Consider the following 18,640-nt stretch of genomic DNA (forward strand, 5'->3'; position numbering starts at 1 on the left):
GTGGGACGGGCTGCGATCGGGCGGTCACCGGTCCTAACGTTGCTCGTCCCCAACCCCACCGATCGATCTGGAGTCCTGGTGGCGACGACGGAAACCCAAGCCGGTGAGAAGAAACTCCTCGACTTCCCCACCTCTTGCGCCGCCCCGGTCCCACAGCCGGAAGAGCCGGTCAAGATCGTGCCGCTGGCGGTCGCGGGCGCCCTCGCGGTCGGGCTGACCTGGTACGTCTGGGCCGCGTACGGCGCGAAGTTCGGCGTGCTGCTCATCCTCGGCCTGCTGCTCGGCCTCGCGCTCTTCCACTCCCGTTTCGGGTTCACCTCAGCCTGGCGCCAGCTGATCGCGGTCGGGAACGGCCAGGGCCTGCGGGCGCACACGCTGCTGCTCGGCACCGCCGCGACGTTGATCGCGCTGATCGTGGGCACCGGTTCCGGGCTGTTCGGCAGCACGCCGAAGCCGACCGCCGGCGGGCTGGGGCTCGCGCTGTTCGTCGGCGCGACGATCTTCGCGATCGGCATGCAGCTGGGCGGTGCGTGCGCGTCGGGAACGTTGTTCGCCGTCGGTTCCGGGCAGTCGACGATCGTGCTCACCCTCGGCGGGTTCATCACCGGATCGGTCCTCTACACGTGGGCGTATCCGGTGCTGTCGGGCTGGCCCGAGTTCAAGGGCGTCCTGCTCGCCGACCATGTCGGCTGGTTCGGTTCGTGGGCGATCACCGTCGCCGTCCTCGCCGCGATCGTGCTGGGGACCCGGTTCGTGCAGAAGCGCCGCAACCCGCCGCCGGTCGACGTCGTCCCGACCGCGCGCGGTAGCGCCCGGATCTACCGCGGCTCCTGGCCGATCCTCGTCGGCGCCGTCGTCCTCGGCGTGCTGGCGGGCGCGGTCTTCCTGGTTTCCGGCGGGATCTGGGGGGTCACGAGCGCGTTCAGCCTGTGGGGCGCCAAGATCCTGCAGGTGTTCGGCCTGCACCCCGAGACCTGGGAGTTCTGGCGGATCAAGGCGAACGCGGCCTCGCTGGCCGGGCCGATCTGGACGGACAAGAACAGCCTCACCGACATCGGCATCATGATCGGCGCGGGGGTCGCGGCCGCGGCGGCGGGCGCGTGGAAGATCCACAGCTCGATCCCGTGGCGGACGGCCGTGGCCGCGGTGCTCGGCGGGATCCTGATGGGCGTCGGCGCGCGGATGGCGGGCGGCTGCAACATCGGCGCGTACCTCGGCGGTATCTCGGTCGGCAGCCTCCACGGCTGGCTGTGGGGCGTCTTCGCGCTCGGCGGCACGTGGATCGGGCTCAAGCTGCGGCCACTGTTCGGGCTCGGCAATCCGGCTCCGACCGACAGCGTCTGCTGATCACTCTTCGTCACATCCCGTATGCGGGCCTGCCCTTTCGGTCCGCATACGGGGAAAAAGTTGGCAGGTAAAACCCGTGTTCGGCTACCCTCGGCTACATACCTGAGCTTGCGCCCTAATGCACAAGCTCGCTTGGGGAAGGCCCGGCGCCGCGCCGGGCGTCGATTTCGTAGTCGCGACCACGGGGGTTGTCGCGTCCACTCGGTACCAGGGGACGGACCTTTTCATGTCAACGCAAAGCCCGGCCGCACCGGGCGGCGACAAACTCGACGCCGGGGTGCTCAAGGTCGCCGGTGTCGTCATCCTCGGCGCGATCATGGCGATCCTCGACACGACGGTCGTCAACGTCGCGCTCCAGAAACTGACCATCGAGTTCCAGACCTCGTTCGACACCATCCAGTGGATCGCGACCGGCTACATGCTCGCCCTGGCGACGGTCATCCCGATCACCGGCTGGGCTTCGGACCGGTTCGGCACCAAACGGCTCTACCTGACCGCGATCGGGCTGTTCCTGATCGGGTCGATGCTCGCCGGTATGGCCTGGGACGTCGAATCGCTGATCATCTTCCGGGTCCTGCAGGGCTTCGGCGGCGGCATGCTGATGCCCGCCGGCATGACGATCCTGACCAGGGCGGCGGGCCCGCACCGGATCGGGCGCGTGATGGGCGTGCTCGGGGTGCCGATGCTGCTCGGCCCGATCGGCGGCCCGATCCTCGGCGGCTGGCTGGTCGACGCGGTGAGCTGGCGCTGGATCTTCTACATCAACGTGCCGATCGGCCTGATCACCATGGCGCTGGCCTGGCGTGTGCTGCCGAAGGACCGGCCGGAGCCCAGTGAGCGGTTCGACTTCATCGGCATGCTGATGGTGTCGCCGGGTCTGGCGGCGCTGATCTTCGGCGTTTCGAACATCCCGGCGGCGGGTGGCGTCGGCGCGGTCGACGTCTGGCTGCCCGCGCTGGCCGGGGTCGCGTTGCTGGTGGCGTTCGTGTTCCGGGCGAACCGGGTCGCGAATCCGCTGCTCGATCTGAAGCTGTTCAAGAACCGGTCGTTCTCCGTCGCCATGGTGACGATGACCTTCTTCTGCGTCGCGTTCTTCGGCGCGATGCTGCTCCTGCCGACGTATTTCGTGCTGGCACGCGGCGAATCGGCGATGAACGCCGGTCTGCTGCTCGCCCCGCAGGGTGTCGGCGCGATGCTGACCATGCCGATCGCGGGCCGGTTCGCGGACAAGATCGGCGCGCGGAAGATCGTGCTGCCCGGTCTCGTGCTGATGCTCGCCGGGCTGATCGCCTTCACCCAGATCACCGCCGCGACGCCGTACTGGCTGCTGCTTTCGGCGCTGTTCGTGATGGGGCTGGGCATGGGCGCGACGATGATGCCGATCACCTCGGCCGCGTTGCAGACGCTCAAGTCGGAGGACATGGCGAAGGCGTCGACGGCGACGAACATCCTGCAGCAGACCGCCGGGGCGATCGGTTCGGCGGTGCTGTCGATCATCCTGGCGGCGCTGCTGGCCGGGAAGTTCGGCGTGCCGACCGCGCAGGGGCAGCTGGCCGCGACGGCCGCGGTGATGAACCCGGCGACGCGTGAAGCCGCTTCGGGGCTGACCGCGGACGCGTTCTCGACGACGTTCCTGTGGTCGATGATCCTGCTCGCGCTGTGCCTGATCCCGGCGGCTTTCCTGCCGAAGACCAAGCCCGCGTTGCCGGAGGGTGCGGACGGTGAGGGCGCCGCGGCCCCGCCGATCCTGACCCACTAGGGCGCGAAAAGAGCAAGGGACCTTTGCTACCACTCGCTTAGCGTGGCTAAGTAGGTGGTAGCAAAGGTCCCTTGCTCTCTTTTCGCAGGTCAGCGGGTCAGGAGAGGCGCTCCAGCACCATCGCCATACCCTGGCCGCCACCGACGCACATCGTCTCGAGGCCGAACTGCTTGTCGTGGTGTTGAAGCGAGTTGATCAGCGTCGAGGTGATCCGCGCGCCGGTCATGCCGAACGGGTGGCCGACGGCGATCGCGCCGCCGTTGACGTTCAGCTTGTCGAGGTCGATCCCGAGGTCCTTGTACGACGGGATGACCTGGGCGGCGAACGCCTCGTTGATCTCGACGAGGTCGATGTCGCCGATGGACATCCCGGCGCGCGCGAGCGCCCGCTTCGACGCCTCGACCGGGCCGTAGCCCATGATCTCCGGCGACAGCCCCGAAACCCCGGTCGAGACGACGCGGGCGAGCGGCGTGAGGCCGAGTTCCTTCGCCTTGGTGTCGGACATGATGATCACCGCGGCCGCGCCGTCGTTGAGCGGGCAGCAGTTGCCCGCGGTGATCCGGCCGTCGGGGCGGAAGACCGGCTTGAGGCCGGAGACGCCTTCGAGGGTGACGCCGGCGCGCGGGCCGTCGTCCTTCGAGACCACGGTGCCGTCCGGCAGGGTGACCGGCGTGATGTCCTTGGCCCAGAAGCCGTCGGCGATGGCCTTCTCGGCGAGGTTCTGCGAGCGGACGCCGAACTCGTCCATCTCCTCACGCGAAACGTTCTTCAGCCGCGCCAGGTTTTCGGCGGTCTGGCCCATCGCGATGTAGACGTCCGGCAGGGCGCCGTTCTCGCGCGGGTCCGTCCAGCTGTCGGCGCCCTCGGCCGCCACCTGCGCGGTACGGGCCTCGGCGTCGGCGAACAGCGGGTTGTGCGTGTTCGGCCAGGAGTCCGAGCTGCCGTTGGCGAAGCGGGAAACCGTCTCGACACCGGCGGAGATGAACACGTCGCCTTCGCCCGCCTTGATCGCGTGCAGCGCCATGCGGGTGGTCTGGAGGCTCGACGAGCAGTACCGCGTGATCGTGCAGCCGGGCAGGTGGTCGTAGCCGAGTTCGACGGCGACGGCGCGGCCCATGTTGAAGCCCTGCTCGCCGCCGGGGAGACCGCAGCCCAGCATGAGGTCTTCGGTCTGCGTGGGGTCGAGTTCGGGGACCTTGTCGAGCGCGGCGCGGACCATCTGCACGGTGAGGTCGTCCGGGCGGATGCTCACCAGCGATCCCTTGCCGGCGCGGCCGATCGGGGATCGGGCGGTGGAGACGATGACGGCTTCGGGCATGGAACGACACTCCCTTGTTCTCGATCCAGACGCGCTAAGCGGTTGCTCACCCCGCATCCTCCACCGGAGGGAGGTGCGGGTCAAAGGCGAACGCGACCCACGCCACTCTCCGAAAGTGCGGTTTTCACACCGCCTGGTTGAGTGGACACATCACGACCTGCGGCGTTTAGGCTGTGGGAGTGGATTACGTCGAGCACATCGTGGACCTCGTGGGCAACACCCCTCTGGTCAAGCTGAACGCACTGGCCGAGGGGCTGCAACCGCTCATCCTGGCCAAGGTCGAGTACGTCAACCCCGGCGGCAGCGTCAAGGACCGCATCGCGCTGCGGATGATCGAGGCCGCGGAGCGTTCCGGCGAACTGAAGCCCGGCGGCACCATCGTCGAGCCGACGTCCGGCAACACCGGCGTCGGGCTGGCCATGGTGGCGCAGCGCAAGGGGTACAAGTGCGTGTTCGTCTGCCCGGACAAGGTCAGCGAGGACAAGCGCAACGTGCTCAAGGCCTACGGTGCCCGCGTCGTGGTCTGCCCGACCGCGGTGGCGCCGGAGCACCCGGACTCCTACTACAACGTCTCCGACCGCCTCGTGCGTGAGATCGAGGGCGCCTGGAAGCCGAACCAGTACGCCAACCCCGAGAACCCCGCCAGCCACTACCACTCGACCGGCCCGGAGCTCTGGAGCCAGACCGAGGGCAAGATCACGCACTTCGTCGCGGGCGTCGGCACCGGCGGCACGATCTCGGGCACCGGCAAGTACCTCAAGGAGGTCAGCGACGGACGCGTCCAGGTCATCGGAGCCGACCCCGAAGGCTCGGTGTACTCCGGCGGGACCGGTCGGCCGTATCTGGTCGAGGGCGTCGGCGAGGACTTCTGGCCGGACACCTACGACCGCGACATCGCCGACCGGATCATCGCGGTGTCGGACGCGGACTCCTTCGACATCACCCGCCGCCTCGCCCTCGAAGAGGGGCTGCTCGTCGGTGGTTCGTGCGGGATGGCCGTCGCCGCCGCGCTCAAGCTCGCCGAGGGCCTCGGCCCGGACGACGTCGTCGTCGTGCTCCTGCCCGACGGCGGCCGCGGCTACCTCACCAAGGTGTTCAACGACAGCTGGATGTCGTCCTACGGCTTCCTGCCGCCGGACTCCAGCGGCGCGACCGTCGGCGACGTCCTGATGAAGAAGAGCGGCTCGCTGCCCAGCCTCGTGCACAGTCACCCGAACGAGACCGTCGCCGAAGCGGTGGCGATCCTTTCGGAGTTCGGCGTCAGCCAGATGCCCGTGGTCAGCGCGGAGCCGCCGGTCATGGCGGCCGAGGTCGTGGGCGCGGTCAACGAGCGCGACCTCCTCGAAGCGCTCTTCACCGGCAAAGCCCAGCTCGCCGACCGGCTCGAGCAGCACATGTCGCCCCCGCTGCCGACCATCGGCGCCGGTGAACAGGTCGGCGCGGCGATGAACGCGCTCTCGGGTGCCGACGGCGCGCTGGTGCTGGTCGACGGCAAACCGGCGGGTGTCGTCACCCGGCACGACCTGCTCGCGTTTCTCGCGGGACGGTAAAGAAGCATTTCATCGGATGGTCGGGCCGGGGCGTTACGAGCGGCCCACCCGGCTATCCGATAGCGTGTCGGGTGAGTTGAACTTTTATGTCCTCGTCAAGGGGGTTCAAGACCCAAATGAGTGCTCCGCAGCCACCGAATCAGCCTTGGGGTGGCGCCCAGCCACCGCAAGGACCCCCGAGTGGCCCTCAGCCGCAGCAAGACAACCCGTTCGGTTCCCCGGAACCGACGCAGGTGGTGCAGCCCGGTCAGCCGGCCCAGCCCGATTACGGGCAGCCGCAGTACGGGCAGCAGCCTCCCCAAGAGCAGCAGCCCCAGGGCGGCGGGTTCGGCGACACGCCGGAGCCCACGCAGGTCGTGCAGCCGGTCCAGCCGGGTTCCGGTGACGCGAACGCGACCCAGGTCGTGCAGCCGGTGAGCGGCGGCGGGGAAAGCCCCACCGCCGAGTCCACCCAGCTCGTGCCGCCGGGTTCGCAGCCGCCCGCCATCCCGTACGCCCCGCCGCCGAGCGCGGCCGACAACCCGGCCGCCGGTGCCTACGGCGCCCAGGGTGGCGGCTTCGGCCAGCAGCAGGGCTTCGGCCAGCCTCAGCAGGGCGGGTTCGATCCGGCGCAGGGCCAGCAGCAGCCCGGTCTCGGCCAGCCGCAGCAGGGCTTCGGCGGGCCGCCGCAGGGCGGCTTCGGCCAGCAGCCCGGTTTCGGCGGGCCGCCGCCGGGCTACAGCCCCGCGGCAGCAGGCGGGGGCGGTGGCAACCAGATGTTCGGGCTCATCGCCGGCGGCGTCGTGGCGTTGCTCGGCCTGGTCGCCTTGATCGTCTCGTTCGTCTACTTCGGTGACGCCAGCGACTACTCGAAGGTCTTCGACACTGCTCCGAACCAGGAGCAGGTCGACAAGTTCCTCGACGAGGCGGGACTGGTCGGCCCGGGCGCGATCTGGTTCTACGTGATCATGCTCCTGGTCGGCTCGCTCGCTTCGCTCGCCGGTGGTGTCGGGCTCGCCCTCGCGGGCAAGCTCCCCGGCACGGTGAAGAAGATCGCGCCGATCGTCGTCGCCGCCGGTGGCGCGCTGCTGGTGCTGTTCGGCGTCCTCTTGCTCAGCGGTTCGTCCCCGTCGTCGGACTTCCTGGACAAGCTGCCGCCGTCCGCCAGGGACAGCGCCGGTATCGGCGGTGGCCTGCTGCACCTGCTCCTCGGCATCGTGATCCTGATCGTCGGTGTGCTGGGCCTGATCCCGGCGACCGCGCAGTTCGTCGGCCTCGGTGGCGGCGGTTCGGTGCTGGGTGCCCCGCAGAGCGGTCAGCCCGGTGGTTTCGGCGGCCCGCCGCAGGGTGGCTTCGGCCAGCCGGGTCAGCCCGGACAGTTCGGCCAGCCGGGGCAGCCCGGTGGCTTCGGTCAGCCCGGACAGCCCGGTCCGTCTTCGGGTGGTTTCCCGCAGCCGGGTCAGCCCGGCGGTTTCGGGCAGCAGCCGGGCCAGCAGGGTCCGCCCAGCGGCGGGTTCGCGCAGCCGGGCCAGCCGCCGCAGGGTGGTTTCGGCCATGCTCCGCAGCAGCCCGGCGGTTTCGGGCAGCAGCCCGGGCAGCAGGGTCCGCCCAGCGGCGGTTTCGGCCAGCCGGGCCAGCAGCCCGGTCAGCCCCCGCAGCAGTGGTGATTCACCGCCACTGAACGGTTTCGTTCGAAACACCCCCGGCCGTGGCCGGGGGTGTTCCGTTTTCGCCGGGGTATGCCGATTCGCCTGCCACGGCCACTGCCCGCGGACTAGGGTGAGCGCCGTTAACCGCACACCTGGCCCGACGGGAGCGACGTGACCGGTCCGTACGGATATCCCGCCCAGCAACCCGGACCGCCAGGTTTCGGGTATCCCGCACCGCAGGCGAGGCCGTCCGGGGCGACGGCGATCATCGCCGCGGTGCTCGGTCTCGTCGGGGCCCTCGCGTCCGGTTACATCCCGATCCGCTACTTCATCGAGCTCCCGTCGGGGTTCAGCCTCTCGAACCTGCCCGGCTTCGCGCTCGTCGAGCTGGTGCTCTACCTGGTCGCCGCGCTGTTCCTGCTGATGGGCGCGTTGACGACGTTCTTCCGCTCGCTGATCGGCGCCATCCTGCTGATCCTCGGCTCGCTGCTCGCCATCCTGGCGGTCGTGCTGGAGCCGATCGCCTTCCGCGTGCCGTACCGGATCCATCTCGACATCCTGCTCCGGTTCGCGACCTTCGACGGCGTCCTCCGGCTGGTCATGGTCGTGTTCGGCCTGCTGGGGCTGCTGCTGGCGGTGCTCCCGCCGACGTTCAGGTACCTGCGCTGGCGGCCCGCCCCGGTGCAGCCGTATCGGCCGCAGAATCAGTTTCCCCGGCAAGGCGGATGGTGAGATCCTGAGCCGTCCGGCTCGGCTTGGGGGAGTTCGATGAGTCAGAACCAGTCTTCGGGGACCGCGATCGGCGCGGCCGTCCTCGCCTTCCTGTGCGGCATGCGGTACCTGTCCGAGGCGGGCACCTTCGTCGGGCAACTCGCCTTTCTCGGGCCGGCTCCCCAGTACTTCGTCGGAATGGCGTGGAACGGGGCACTGACGGCGACCCTGATCGTGGGCGGTGTCCTGTTGCTGCTGCGCCGGACACTCGGCCGCACCCTCGTCGTCGCCGGGACGGCGCTCGCGCTGGTGGCGACGTTGCTCGCGAACGGCGCGGTCCGCGCCTATTTCTTCGCGGAAGTCGACGGGGAGACGCCGGTGACGGGTGAGGTGGTCGCGTTCGCCCTGTTCGTGATGACCTTCGCCGCGCTGGTGCTGGCGGTGATCAGGCCGACCTCGGACTGGCTGGAGGGACGGCGGCGGGACGACGAAGAACCGTCGGAACAGGATCGGCTTCCCGGCTGGTAGCCGGGGATGGAACAAGGATTCGGCAAGGGGAGAGATGACCTACCAGCAATACCCGCCGCAGGGCGGCTACCCGGCACCCGGTGCCTACCCGCCGCCGGGAATGGCGCGGCAGCCGAGCGGTGCGACCGCGATCATGGCCGGGATCTTCGCGATCCTCGGCGGGCTCTGGTTCCTCGCCGGGGTCGTGTCCCACGTCATCGAGCTCTCCCACTACGTCATTTCGTTCCTCGTGATCGGGGCGGTGCTGGACCTCGTCAGCGCGGCTCTGCTCCTGGGCGGCGGGATCCTGTCGCTCGTGCGCAAACGCGCCGGACGGCTGCTCACCGTGATCGGAGCCGCGGGCGCGATCGGTTTCGTGGCGCTGACCTTCCTGTTCCGGGCGATCGGCTCGAGCTTCTATTTCTCGTACGGCGGGGTGATGCTGCACTTCGGCTTCGGCTGGCTCCTCTTCGTGGTCCTGATCCCGGCGATCGTGACCCTCGTCCTGGCGCTGATCCCGCCGACGGGGCGCTGGCTGGCGGTCAAGAACGCGGCCGCGCAGCCGCCGAACTTCGGATACCCGCAGCAGCCGGGGTATCCGCAGGTTCCCGGTGCCCAGCAGCAGGGACAGCCACCCGCGCAGTGGTGAGTTCAATCCCAGACGATGGGATCTCGAGTGGGTGGCCGTACCCTTGGTGGTATGGCCGACGATTACTCTCTGCTGGGCTTCGAGACGCGCGCGATCCACGCCGGGCAGACCCCTGATCCCCGGACCGGCGCGGTCATCGTGCCGATCTACCAGACCTCGACCTACGCGCAGGACGGCGTCGGCGGCACGCGCGAAGGCGACTACGAGTACTCCCGCACCGCGAACCCCACACGCACCGCGCTGGAGGTCGCGCTGGCGGCGCTCGAAGGCGCGCGGCACGGTCTGGCGTACGCGTCGGGGATGGCGGCGAGTGACGTCCTGCTGCGGGCGACCCTGCGGCCGGGAGACCACCTCGTGCTCGGCAACGACGCGTACGGCGGCACGTTCCGGCTGATCGACAAGGTGCTCAGCCTGTGGGGTGTCGAGCACACGGTCGCCGACCTGGGGAACATCGCCGAGGTCCGGGCGGCGATCCGGCCGGAGACGAAGCTGATCTGGTGCGAGTCGCCGACGAACCCGATGCTCGGGATCGCCGACATCGCCGCGCTGGCCGAGGTCGCGCACGGCGCCGGTGCCCGCCTGGTCGTCGACAACACCTTCGCCACCCCGTACCTGCAGAATCCGCTTTCGCTGGGTGCCGACGTCGTCCTGCACTCGACGACCAAGTACCTCGGCGGGCACTCCGACGTCGTCGGCGGCGCGATCCTGACGAACGAGGACGAACTGCGCGAGCAGCTGTTCTACCTGCGCAACGCGGCGGGCGCGGTGCCCGGCCCGTTCGACGCGTGGCTGACCCTGCGCGGGATCAAGACACTCGCCCTGCGGATGGAGCGGCACAGCGACAACGCCGAACTGATCGCCCGGATGCTGCTGAAGCACCCGAAGGTCGAGCGTGTCTACTACCCGGGCCTGCCGGAGCACCCCGGCCACGAGGTCGCCTCGAAGCAGATGCGGCGCTTCGGCGGGATGATCTCGTTCACCCACGTCGACGGCGAGCAGGCCGCTCTCGAAGCCGCGTCGAAGACGAAGCTGTTCATCCTCGCCGAGTCGCTGGGCGGGATCGAGTCGCTCATCGAGCACCCGGGCCGGATGACCCACGCGAGCACCGCCGGGTCGACCCTGGAGGTGCCGGACAACCTGCTGCGCCTGTCCGTCGGCATCGAGGACGGCAGCGACCTGGTCGCCGATCTGTCCCAGGCTCTGGGCTGACCGCCGCCGAGCCCGGAGAGTGAGCAAGGGACCTTTGCTGTCGTTCGCGTAGCCATGCTAAGCAAATGACAGCAAAGGTCCCTTGCTCCTTTCGCGCTGGTCAGCGCGGTGTGGTGGGAGGAATCGCCCGGTCAAGGGCGGAAGTTGCTGGGCGTGACGCCGCTCTTCGCGTCCGCCTCGTGCGAAGTCCCCTGCGGCGCGGCAGGCAGCTCCGAGCCGTCGACGCAGCCGCCGACGAGCTCGATGTGGTTGTCGTGCCGGATGTACTGGCCCGGGTCCACGCAACCGGCGCGGTCGACCGTGTAGACGGCGGCGCCGGTCAGCAGCGCGGCCGAGGTGAGTGCCAGCACGACCGGGAGCATCCCGGCGGAGCGGGTCGCCCGGACCCTGCCGATGTTCCCCCGTGCCATGTGCGCTCCCTGGTCGCCTTCGCCGACGCCGTCAAGAGTACCCGGACCGCGAACTTGTCACGTGACGTATCCGTCAGGTGGCATCATGCGGCCGCGAAATCAAGAGGTCCTAAGTGGACGGCCGGCCGGTGATCGCGGCGACCGCGAGTTCGCGTTCGGGCTCGCCGACCTCGGGCAGGGTGAACCGCAGCGCCCGGATGTGACCGAGGAGTTCGGGATCGGGAGCGACGCCGTGCTCGCGCAGGTAGTAGGCGACCGCGCCCGGCCAGTACCACCGGCCGTCCGTGCGGAAGTTCAGCGGCACCAACGGCTCCCTGTCGGGGTCGAAGGCGTCGGCGTCGTAGGACCGCGACGCCAGCACGACCGGCGCGCCGTCGAGGTACTGCAGCACCCGCTCCCGCTCGGCCGGGGACAGCGGCTCACGGTTCACCACCGGGCGGCCTGACTCGTCGAGACCGTCGTGGACCCGGGGGACGCGCAAGGCTTCCGGTGCGTCCGCCGGCGGGGTGGCGACGGGCGCCGGTGCCAGGCCTGCCCGCTGCCGCAGCCACGGCGGGATGTGCTGGTCGCTCCGCGGGAAGAACCGGAGTTCGTCCTGGAAGCCGATCGGCGGCGGAGTGCGACGCCAGGCGGGCTCCTGGTCGAGCATGAAATCGACGGAGGTGCCTTGCGCGGCGTCGAAGGTCAGCGTCGCGGCCAGCCAGGTGCCCTGGCCGGGCTGGTACATCCCGGCCCGCAGCGTGCCGAGGAGCTGGACCAGTTCCGGCGGTGCCGCGATCGGCTGCGTCGTTCCGTCCGGTCCGGTGATGAGTACGTCGGTCTCGAGATGCCTCCCGACGGCCCGGTGCTCGGTCCGCAGCCGTCGCCAGCCGGGCGGGGCCATCGACGCGAGACCGTTGCCGATCTGGGCGACGATCTGCTGTTGCTGTTCCGGGCTCAGCGGTCCGGGTGGCGTGGTCATCGATGCTCCCCTCAGGTCCGCGGCGGCGGGGGCTGCGTCGTCGCCTGCGGGATCTCCACGAGGGAGCCGTCGGCGAGCAATTCCGCGATCGAGCGTTCGAGAACGTACGCGGTACCGCCGCCGGCCTGGTCGTACCAGGGGATCGGCGATCCGACGATCGCGCGCACGGGACGGAGCGTCCGGTACACGTGGTACTCGAACCGCTGCTCCTCGGCGGGCTGCGACCGATGGGTGAACTCGGTGCGTGCCGCGTAGAGCGTGTTGCCGGACGGAGCGCCGTAGCGGTCCATCTCGGTGCCCGGCGGCAGGGTCGCTACCCGTTTCCCGCCGTACAACTGAAGCCCGACGTCACCGCCGACGGGCTGGATCGGCCAGTCCTCGGTCGGTCGCTTGGCGTCCGGGGGCAGTTCGCCGCGGAACTCGGCCTGGTTCAGGTAGAGGTGCCCGACGAAGTACCGGAGCGCCTTCCGTGCCGTGTCGAAGACGACCTCTTCGAGCCGGTTCTCGCCCTGTGCCTGGAAAACCGCCCAGCCACCCTCTTCGGACACGAGACACCAAGCGCCGTCGGCCACCTCGCCCACGCGGTACCGGGCCGGATCCAGCTCCAATTCGGCGGCCACGTCGAGGGCTTCCTTGGCGACGGCTTCGGGGTCCTCGTCTCCACCGGCCGGCCGCCCGGCGGCGAGCCGTTCGTTCAGCCAGTCGGGGATCCGTGCCGGATCGCGGGGGAAGGCGGTCAGTTCGGCGGCGAATTCCGCGGCGGGCGGCTCGCCGTCCCAAGCGGGTTCGTCGTCCCAGGTGTACTCGTATTCCGCGCTCAGGTCGTACGGGACGTGGGCGACGGCCTGGAACCAGGTCCCCCGGCCGGGCCGGTACATCCCGCTCCTGAGTTCGGCCAGGAGCAAGGGAATCTGCTCGGGCGGATCCCACAGCTGAAGACCGCCGTCGCTGTCCCGGCGGACCATCACCACCAGCTCGGTGTAGCCGCCGATCACGCGATAGGTCAGCATGACCTGCGCCCAGTCGGTCGGGACGTTCAGCGCGACGACGTTCGCGATTCGGACCCAGAGCCGGTTCTGTTCGGCGGAGTCGAGCGGCTCGCCGCGTTCTTCCTCCGCCGGTGCGGCCACCGGCTGCCCCACCTCGGCGAGCTTCTCGCGCAGCCACGCCGGGATGTACTCGGCGTCCCGCGGGAACGCCTCCAGGTCCCGCGCCCAGCCGAGGGGATCGATCGACGGCTGCCACCGCGGATCCCATTCGAGGTTGTGGATGATCCGGAACCGGGTCGGCGGATCGACGATGAACCGCATGGAGAACCAGGTTCCCTCGCCGTCCTCGTAGTACAGCTCCCGCATCCGGAGCGCGATCCGCACGGCCTCCTGCGGTACCTCGATGGTCGCGTAGCCACCGTCGCCCATCAGCACGGCGATGGTGAAGTCGTGCACGTCGACGTTGGCGCGGCAGACCAGGTCGATCCGGCGCCAACCCTCGGGCGCGGCGTCCGACAGCGCGTAAACCATGTCGTACTTCAGCTGCTGGAGCTCTTCCGCGTCACGGGGCATCGGAGAGGTTCCTTTCTTCTGGTGCCACCGCGGTCATCACGTCGTACTCGCCGGGGGATTGTTGGGGAAGCTGCGCATGTGGACGTTGCGGTTGCCGAGCTCGTCGACCTCGATCCAGCGTACTTGGATCGTGTGCGGCACCTGGCTGCCGTCCCGCATCGGGAAGACTTCCATACCTTCGATCTTCCGCTTCCCGCCGCCCTTCTCGAGGAAGCTGGCGAGGTCGCTTTCGAAGGCGTGCCAGTGGTCCGGCCCCGCGATCTTCCGGCCCTGATTCTGTGGCCGCCACTGGGCCATCATGTTCAGCAGCTCACCGGGACTGTCGAACTGCTTGCCGAACAGGTGGCCGCCGTCGTACTTGCCCGGCGTCCCCACTGCCTGCTTGTTCGACGTGTCCTGCGCCGACGGGTCCCGGTTCGGCGCCGCGTCAGGTTCCTGCAGTTCCAGGTCGTTGGCACGGCCGCGCACCGTGTCCACCTTGCCGCCGTCGAATTCCGGGCCGGTGTGGTAGACGAACTTGCCGCCGTCGACGTTGTAGACCACGTTCGGCGCGGGATTGTTGAGATCGGGACTCGACGGCCGATAGGTCTCGACGACGACGTTGCCGTGCTCATCGGTCCAGTAGATGGACCGGGTGTGCATCTCGCGACCGGGATTCCGGTACTCGCTGCTGACGACGTACTTCTTGTTCGGTTCGAGCTGCGGCTTTCCGTCCGCGTCCTTGGGCAGGGAATCGAGGAACGAATCGCCGCGGCGGAGGGTGACGTCCACCTGCTCGTTGCCGCGGAAACGCTCCGGGTTCTTCGCACCGTGCGGTACTTCGGCCTTCGGGTCGAGGCGCTGGCGGACGATGGGGTCGCCTTCGCCGATGCCGTGCTTCCGATTCGCGTCGATGTCCGGGTTGGTGCGCATCATCCGGCCGGACTCGACGTCCGCCCACCGGACGTGTCCCTGGGCGTCGGTGTAGAAGGTGCCGCGATGCACGCCCGCCGAATCCGTGACCTCGTACCGCGTGTGCGGTGCGTACGGGCCGCCGCTCGCGAAAGACGCCTTGGGGTCCGGCGCGTGGGGGTGACCGGACCCGACCGTGACCGGATCGCCCACGAAGTCCGGCCGGTGGAACGTCACCGACGGATGCGGGACCCCGTCCGCGTCCGTCGAGAACGTCTGGTGCCTGCCCTCGATCTCCACCCGGTACGTCGTGTCCGGGTGAGGGTTCGCGACGTCGGGGTTCGGGTTGTACTTCGGGTTCGGTTCGTAGACGACGTTGCCGTTCGCGTCCTCTTTCTTGACACGCGGCTGTTCGTTCGGGTGGTGGGTGTCGATGTGGGTGACCCGGCCGGTGCCGTCCGTGTGGTACACGCCGCGCCGGTTTCCGGCGTCGTCGTAGACCTCGTACGCCCGGTTGCGCCCCAGTTGCTGCTCGCCGGGGAACCGTTCGCCACGGGCAGGCGGCCGGATGTCGGTGTCGGGGTCCGGCCCGCCGATCCGCGATGGGGTGACGTTCGGTGGGGTCGGCGGGTCGAAGTCGGTCTGGTGCTGGGGGTTCCGATGGATGTTCTGCTGACGGGTGTCGTCGAGCAGTTCGGCTTCCTGCCGCACCGAATGCGGGTTCCGGTCCCTGGGGATGCCGGTGTCGGGGTCCGCGCCGGGCGGAGGGTCTTGACGCGGGGGTGTCGTGTCGGGGTCCGCGCCCGGCGGCGGCTGGTCGCGGCGGGACGAGGTGTCGTCGCCGTCGCCGCGGCTGCGGGAGCTGTCGGCGTCCACGTCCTGTTTGTCCGCGTGCGACGTGTCCGGGGTGAAGCCGTCGTCGCTCGCCCGGCGGGCGGTGCCGTCGGGGCTGTGGACGTCCCATTCGCCGTTCGGCGGGATCTTGGGCCGGGGGCGGCCGTCGGGGCCGATCTCGTAGTCGGAGGAGAAGACACGGCCGTTCGAGTCGGTCCAGGCCGGCTTGCTCGGCGCCATCACTTCGGTGTCGAGCTCCCGAGACAGACGGCGCGCGAAGTCGTTCGAGCCCGCGTCGCAGCCGATCAGCCGGATCGGGCGGCCGTCGTAATCCCCGTTGCGGCGCAGGATGTCCGCGAACTCTTCCGGGGTGTAGGTGCGGTTGCCGATGCGGGCGTGGCCGTCCGGTGTGACGTGCACGTCGACGGTGTAGCGGCCGTCCGGATCCGGCTGGACCCGGTGCGGCAGGTCGCCCATGTCCGAGTCGCCGCGGTGGTACGAGCTGCCCGCCGGGGTGCTCTCGGAATGCCGCTGGTTGACCTCGTCCGGCGTGAGCGGACGATCCGGCTCGCCGTCGGGGCCGCGGTCGTGCGGTGAACCGTCGGGGTCTTGGCGCGGGCCGTGCCCGTCGGGACCGTGACCGTCCGGCGAGTGCGGCGGCCCGGAGTGACCTCCTGGACCACGGCCGCCCGGACCGGTGTGGCCGGAGCCGGTGCCGCCGGGCCGGTTGCCGGGGCCGTGGGAGCCGGGGGTTCCGGTGTGCGGCTGGGCTCCGGGGCCGAAGTCGTTGCCACGGGCGACCGGCTGCGGCTGGTTCGGCCGTCCGCCGGGGCCGGTCTGGCCGGGACCGCGGCTGGGGCCGGTGTGGGTGTCCGGGGTGCGCGGGGCGTTCGTGTCCGGGGTGCGCGGTGAACCGGGCGTGCCCGTCCAGCCGCCACCCTGCGGCCTGCCGCCGGGCGAACCCGGAGTGCCGCCCGGAGTGCCGCCCGGAGCGCCTTGAGGCGGCATGCCGCCGGCCATCGGCTGGCCCTGCGGCGGGACACCGGGCGAACCGTCGCCGCTGGAACCGCCGCGCTGCGAAGGCATGTGAGACGGGCCGGCGTCGCCGAGACGCGGCGCCGTGGGCGCGGTACCGCTGGTCGTCGTGCCGCTGTCGGTCGGCCTGGTGGGGCTGCCGCCGTCGGTGCCGCCGTGGTGGCCGGGCGACGAGTCGGTACGAGGGGTGGGGGAACCGCCGCCGTCACCGCCGTGCGTCCGGGGTGAGCCGCCGCCGTCGCCGGTGTGGCTCGGGGAGCCGCTGTCGGTACGGGTGTGCGGGGCGGGGGAGCCGGCGTCGGGTGTGTGACTCGGAGAGCCGCTGTCCGCCCGAGTGTGCGGGGCGGGCGACCCGGCGTCTGGTGTGTGGCTGGGGGATCCGCCGGTGTCGGTACGGGTGTGCGGAGCGGGCGATCCGGCGTCTGGTGTGTGGCTGGGGGATCCGCCAGTGTCCGCCCGAGTGTTCGGAGCAGGGGAACCGCCGTCGGCGCGGGTGTGCGGGGCGGAGGAGCCGCTGTCCGGTGTGTGACTCGGAGAGCCGCCGGTGTCCGCCCGTGTGTGCGGCGCGGGTGAGCCGCCGTCGGGCGTGTGGCTGGGCGAACCGCCGGTGTCCGCGCGGTTCGGGCTCGGCGAGCCGCCGTCGGACGCGCGGTTCGGCGTGCCGGCATCGCCGGGGGAACCGCTGTCGGACCGGGCGGTGCCGGGGGAGCCGTCGCCCCCGGGGCCACTGTCCGAAGTGGACGATCCGTCGCCGGTGCGGTCGGGAGAGCCGCCGTCGGAACGGGGCGACGAGCCGCCTGTGTCCCTTGTGGACGATGAGCCGCCGCCGTCGCCGCGGGCGGTGCTCGACGGGCCGCCGGAATCACCGGAGCCACCCGAATCGCCGTCGGAGCCGGTCGAACCGTTGGAGCCATCGCCCGAGCCGCTGCCGGAGTCACCCGAGCCGCTGCCGGAGCCATCGCCGTTCGAGCCGTCGCCAGAGCCGCTGCCGCTGCCCGAACCGTCGCCGTCCGGACCGTCCCCGGAACCGGAACCGCCGCCGGACCCACCGGATCCGCCGCCGCTGCCGCCGCGCTGGATGAACCCGCCGGTCTTGATGTTCTTGGTGTTGATCACGTCCAGGCCGGTGACCTTGCCCGCGATCTTGCCGAAGATCTTGATGATCTTCTCGAAGACGTCGGCCAGCTTGCCGAGCAGCGGGGAGACCCGCCGCATCGCGTCGCACAGTTCCTTGAGCTTGTCGGCGATCTTCGCGGCCCACTTGGCGATCGCGGTGACGGCCTGCGCGACCACCACGGGCGTGCCGAAGCCGAGGGAGAACACCGTCTCCATGACCCACGCGATGAGCTTGCCGACCGCGTCCGCGATCAGCTGGCGGATGAACTCACGGACGAACGCGACGATCTCGCCGAAGATCATCACGACGGTGCTGATCGCGCCCGCGACCGTCGCGGCGCCGCTGATCGCCTCCGCCTGTTCCGCGGCCTGCTTGCGGTACTGGTCGGCCGCCTCGCCCGTCCAGCCGGTCGTGCCGTTCTTGACCGCGTTGGAGAATTCGACCTGGGTGTCTTCCAGCTTCTTGGCTACGTTGCCCCAGGTTTCGGAATACGACTGGATGACCGGCGGATCGCCGGCGACGGCGTCCAGCATGTCCTTCAGCGGCTGCATGTGTTCCATCAGGAACGAAGCCACCGACGACATCAGATAGCCGAACGGGTCGATCGCGGCGCTGGCGAGCTCGCCCGCGAGGCTCAGCACACCGAGCCCGCCGCCGATCCAGTCGCCGTTCGAGATGCCGTTGAAGGCGTCCATGGCCGACTCGGCGACACCGATGCCCGCCGCGTAGCCGTATTCGCTGTTCCCGGCCGTCAGCGGACCGGGGCCGTCGCCATCCGTCGGTGCCTTCGCGACGAGTGGGTTTCCCTCAGGCATCAGTCAGGCACCTGCGCGTTCTTGAACTCGGCGGCGAAGTTCTCGTCCTGCGTCTGGTAGGCGTTGGACGCGGACCGCACGTTGTTCGCCACCGCCGTCGCGGCCTCGACGGCCTTGTTCAGCGCGTTGATGCCGAACTCCTCGACCGGGTCGAGCATCATCCGGAACGGCTGGCAGATGATGCCGTACGCGTCGGTCGGCATGCTCACCTGCTGCGCGGCGTCGACCGCCGTGCGCAGGCCGTCGGCGATGCCGTCGATCTGCTTGGCGTGCGCGTCGAGGTCGGCGCCGAGCTCAAAACCCTTGCCTGCCATGGTTTCTCCCCTCTACCAGGCCG

14 protein-coding genes are annotated in these 18,640 nt (G+C 70.1%); 8 read left to right on the forward strand and 6 right to left on the reverse strand.

What is annotated here, in order from left to right:
• The first annotated feature begins 78 nt into the window (after positions 1-78).
• A complete protein-coding gene (locus AVR91_RS39325) occupies positions 79-1,347 on the forward strand; it encodes a YeeE/YedE family protein (RefSeq protein WP_063277635.1) in 1,269 nt (422 codons plus the stop codon).
• A gap of 226 nt (positions 1,348-1,573) precedes the next feature.
• Entirely contained in the window at positions 1,574-3,106 is a 1,533-nt protein-coding gene (locus AVR91_RS39330; RefSeq protein WP_063277634.1) for a DHA2 family efflux MFS transporter permease subunit, read from the forward strand.
• A gap of 97 nt (positions 3,107-3,203) precedes the next feature.
• Here AVR91_RS39330 and AVR91_RS39335 read toward each other — a convergent pair whose 3' ends face one another.
• Positions 3,204-4,424: an acetyl-CoA C-acetyltransferase gene (locus AVR91_RS39335; protein WP_063277633.1), complete on the reverse strand. Its 1,221-nt coding sequence runs from the start codon at positions 4,422-4,424 to the stop codon at positions 3,204-3,206.
• 179 nt (positions 4,425-4,603) lie between these two features.
• On the opposite strand from AVR91_RS39335, the gene AVR91_RS39340 reads away from it, so the two are divergent.
• From AVR91_RS39340 to AVR91_RS39365, 6 genes are all read left to right on the forward strand, one after another.
• Positions 4,604-5,974, forward strand: coding sequence for a cystathionine beta-synthase (locus AVR91_RS39340; RefSeq protein WP_063277632.1), 1,371 nt, complete (start codon positions 4,604-4,606; stop codon positions 5,972-5,974).
• Between the two features lie 233 nt (positions 5,975-6,207).
• A complete protein-coding gene (locus AVR91_RS39345) occupies positions 6,208-7,620 on the forward strand; it encodes a hypothetical protein (protein ID WP_063277631.1) in 1,413 nt (470 codons plus the stop codon).
• Between the two features lie 153 nt (positions 7,621-7,773).
• Positions 7,774-8,334 (forward strand): hypothetical protein, encoded by a 561-nt coding sequence (locus AVR91_RS39350; RefSeq protein ID WP_063277630.1) that lies wholly within the window; start codon positions 7,774-7,776, stop codon positions 8,332-8,334.
• 36 nt (positions 8,335-8,370) lie between these two features.
• Positions 8,371-8,841 carry a hypothetical protein gene (locus AVR91_RS39355; RefSeq protein ID WP_063277629.1) on the forward strand — a complete coding sequence of 157 codons (471 nt, stop codon included), beginning with the start codon at positions 8,371-8,373 and terminating at the stop codon, positions 8,839-8,841.
• A 34-nt stretch (positions 8,842-8,875) separates the two neighbouring features.
• A complete protein-coding gene (locus AVR91_RS39360) occupies positions 8,876-9,469 on the forward strand; it encodes a hypothetical protein (protein WP_063277628.1) in 594 nt (197 codons plus the stop codon).
• Positions 9,470-9,520: 51 nt separating this feature from the next.
• Entirely contained in the window at positions 9,521-10,678 is a 1,158-nt protein-coding gene (locus tag AVR91_RS39365) for a cystathionine gamma-synthase (RefSeq protein WP_063277627.1), read from the forward strand.
• A 131-nt stretch (positions 10,679-10,809) separates the two neighbouring features.
• On the opposite strand, the gene AVR91_RS39370 is transcribed toward AVR91_RS39365, so the two are convergent.
• The 5 genes from AVR91_RS39370 to AVR91_RS39390 all read right to left on the reverse strand — a co-directional run bounded on the left by AVR91_RS39370 (position 10,810) and on the right by AVR91_RS39390 (position 18,617).
• Positions 10,810-11,088 (reverse strand): hypothetical protein, encoded by a 279-nt coding sequence (locus AVR91_RS39370; protein WP_016337207.1) that lies wholly within the window; start codon positions 11,086-11,088, stop codon positions 10,810-10,812.
• A gap of 109 nt (positions 11,089-11,197) precedes the next feature.
• The gene (locus tag AVR91_RS39375) at positions 11,198-12,049 is read right to left on the reverse strand and encodes a hypothetical protein (protein ID WP_063277626.1); all 852 of its coding nucleotides are present in this window, start codon (positions 12,047-12,049) and stop codon (positions 11,198-11,200) included.
• Positions 12,050-12,060: 11 nt separating this feature from the next.
• Positions 12,061-13,611, reverse strand: coding sequence for a TNT domain-containing protein (locus AVR91_RS39380; RefSeq protein ID WP_083737924.1), 1,551 nt, complete (start codon positions 13,609-13,611; stop codon positions 12,061-12,063).
• A 36-nt stretch (positions 13,612-13,647) separates the two neighbouring features.
• Positions 13,648-18,303 (reverse strand): DNA/RNA non-specific endonuclease, encoded by a 4,656-nt coding sequence (locus tag AVR91_RS39385; protein WP_063277625.1) that lies wholly within the window; start codon positions 18,301-18,303, stop codon positions 13,648-13,650.
• Positions 18,303-18,617: a type VII secretion target gene (locus AVR91_RS39390; RefSeq protein WP_063277624.1), complete on the reverse strand. Its 315-nt coding sequence runs from the start codon at positions 18,615-18,617 to the stop codon at positions 18,303-18,305. Before AVR91_RS39390 ends, AVR91_RS39385 begins: the two co-directional genes overlap by 1 nt.
• Positions 18,618-18,640: the final 23 nt, after the last annotated feature.

The sequence above is a fragment of the Amycolatopsis keratiniphila subsp. keratiniphila genome (genome assembly GCF_001620365.2).
In the GTDB taxonomy this organism is placed as follows: domain Bacteria; phylum Actinomycetota; class Actinomycetes; order Mycobacteriales; family Pseudonocardiaceae; genus Amycolatopsis; species Amycolatopsis keratiniphila.